The sequence below is a fragment of the Okeania sp. SIO2B9 genome, from assembly GCF_010672505.1.
GTDB lineage: Bacteria > Cyanobacteriota > Cyanobacteriia > Cyanobacteriales > Microcoleaceae > Okeania > Okeania hirsuta.
Map to the genome: position 1 here is coordinate 1 of NZ_JAAHGK010000938.1, position 3,094 is coordinate 3,094.

Below are 3,094 nucleotides of genomic sequence, written 5' to 3' on the forward strand. Positions count from 1 at the left end.
CTACTTCAATGATGAAGCTCAACTACCAGGGGTTCGCCTTGGGGATTGGAAAGTAGTCTTCGCCGAACAACGGGCACACTATTTCGACGTTTGGCGGGAGCCATTTGTGAAGTTACGTCTACCTAAGCTATTTAACTTACGTCGCGATCCTTATGAACGGGCAGATACAGATTCCAATAATTACAACGATTGGTATTCTCGCCGGACTTATATGTTGCTGCCAGCGTTTGGCATTGTCCAGAAATACCTGGATACCTTTGAACAATATCCTCCCAGTCAGGCTCCCTTTAGCTCCGATCTTGACAAGGTTATTGATGAAATCATTGATGAGATTAGCGTGAGCACGGGCGACTAGCTCTGAACCTGGTCATCTGTAGGTCATTTGTAGGGTGGGTAATACCAAAAAACGAGGTCTAAAGCCTCCCCTTGGATAGGGGATGAAAAAGCGGTCGTTTTCGGCTAAGAGCCGACATGAAACGCTGCGCGACATGAAAAGCGGAGCTTCCCGAAGGGTGGGATGGATAGGTGACCTAACCATATCCAATCAACCAAGAGAATATTTAATTCAGTATTTCAAGCCTCCGAGTTTAGTCGGAGGTTCACTGATAACTGATCACTGATAACTGATCACTGAAATGACCCACCCTCATAGAATTATTGCCCTGGAAAACTGATGACAACATATTGACTGATAAACTCTTGCATCTCTAATTCAGCCAAGGCTTTAGGGTTCCGAGCTAGCGTTCGGGACTCTACAGCCCATCCCAAGACTAGATTGTGTTTTGGGGTGTGGCCTGAGATTGTGTTAACCCCTTTTACGAAGTTTTATCTATGTTTTTCAATGGTCTTTTGCACCGAATGGTGAGAGGCGTTGTGGCGTTTACCATCGCAACATCTCTCATCCTCACAACAACTGTCCCACCAGTAATGGCACAGCAAATTCTGCCCCATCCCGACGCCCCATTTTCGGGTAAAGTCGGGCTAACTACTGATGCTAACGACTCTGTAGCTGATGACCTGCAACTGAAACTGCCTTCTAACTTTGGTATAGAAAATGCCCCCAATATCTTGGTGGTGATGCTGGATGACGTTGGCTATGGTCAATTCGGTACTTTTGGTAGCCCGATTACGACTATTAAGGGTAAGATGGGTAAAAAGAAGGAAGTCCCGATGATTAACACCCCGGCGATGGATCGGGTGGCGGACAATGGCTTGCGCTATACCAAATTCCACACCACTGCAATGTGTTCCCCCACACGAGCTGCCCTACTTACCGGACGAAACCACCACTCCGTAGCTACTGGTGCCCTGACTAATGGCTCAACGGGATACCCTGGATATAACAGTATTATTCCCCAAAATGCCGCCACCTTTGCCAAAGTCCTTCAGGCTTATGGTTATGGCACCGCCTGGTTTGGCAAAAACCATAACGTTCCAGAGTGGGAAGTCTCGGAAGCTGGACCATTTGAACATTGGCCTACAGGCTTAGGGTTTGACTACTTCTATGGGTTTATCGGGGGCGATGTTGACCAATACCACCCTCCCATAATTGAAAATACAACCCGTGTTATACCCCCGGCAACCAACGCCGATGGTACCACTTATCACTTCAACACTGATTTAGCCGATCATGCGATCAACTACATCAAGACTCAAAAAGCCCTGATACCGGAAAAACCCTTCCTGGCTTATTTCGCCACTGGTGCTACCCACGCCCCTCACCAAGTTCCTCAAAAATGGCTCGACAAATATGACAAATATAAACAAGATAACAATGGTGAAAGTATGTTCAGTATGGGGTGGGATAAATTCCGCGAAAAGACCTTTGAGAGACAGAAGACGTTAGGAGTAATTCCCAAAGATGCTCAACTAACCCCTCGTCCTGAGGATGATTTACCCGCCTGGGATTCTTTAACGACTGATGAACAGGCATTGTATGCCCGGATGATGGAAGTTTATGCCGCTTTTACCGAGCAAACCGACGAGGAGATCGGTCGAGTAATTGATGCGATCGAGGAGATCGGTGAATTAGATAACACAATGATTATCTACATCGCCGGCGATAACGGTGCCAGTGCTGAAGGAGATATTGAAGGACTTGTGAATGAATTAACCTTTTTTAACAAATTGGATGAACCCTTTGAAGACAAACTAGCCGCCATGGATACCCTCGGTGGGGAGATGCACTATAATCACTTCCCCGCCGCTTGGGCTTGGGCAATGGATACACCCTTCCAATGGACAAAACAAATTGCTTCCCACTTTGGCGGTACTCGCAACGCTATGGCAATTTCTTGGCCGGCTCGGATTAAGGATATTGGTACCACCCGCTACCAGTTCAGCCACGTCATTGATATTTTCCCGACTATTTTAGAAGCCGTGGGTATTCCGGCTCCAGTTAAAGTCAATGGCGTAGATCAAAAGCCCATCGAAGGCACGAGTTTGGTGTATACTTTTGATGACGCTACTGCCCCGACTAAGCATACCACTCAATATTTTGAGATGGTGGGCAACCAAGGAATCTACCATAATGGCTGGATGGCAAGTGCCATACGGGGTGTGCCTTGGGCTGACGAAAACCCAGACGACATCGATGTGCTGCACATGAACTGGGAGCTTTACAACATTGATAAAGACTTTTCCCAGGCCAAGGATCTAGCTGCTAGAAGACCCAAAAAGCTAGATGAAATGATTAAGCTGTTCTATGCTGAAGCCTCTAAATACAACGTCTTTCCCCTGGATGACAGGAAATTTGAAAGATTTGATGAGTCCTTACGCCCGACGATTACCGGAGATCGCAAAACCTTTACCTATCCCGATCATTTCCGGACCAAAGAAACTACAGCCCCTAATATGAAAGGCAAGGACCACAGCATCACAGCCGATGTGGACTTTGAGACAGGTGATGAAGGGGTACTGCTCACCGTAGGGGGACGTTTTGGCGGTTTTGGACTATTCATCAAGGACGAGAAACTGGTTTACCTCTACAATCTCGCCGGGATAGAGCGCTATGAGATACCGTCCACCGAACCTTTACCCACGGGCAACGTTACCTTTAAGGCAGAATATATCACTGATAGTGAAGAACCTGGTG

The 3,094-nt window shown here is 47.2% G+C and carries 1 protein-coding gene and 1 pseudogene; both read left to right on the forward strand.

The genetic code is table 11. The annotated features are described in order from the left end of the window. A pseudogene (locus F6K13_RS25700) lies at positions 1-355 on the forward strand (arylsulfatase); the annotation flags it as partial. Between the two features lie 572 nt (positions 356-927). Continuing rightward, positions 928-3,094 (forward strand): arylsulfatase (locus F6K13_RS25705; RefSeq protein ID WP_287288805.1); only part of this gene is annotated, 2,167 nt, incomplete at its 3' end.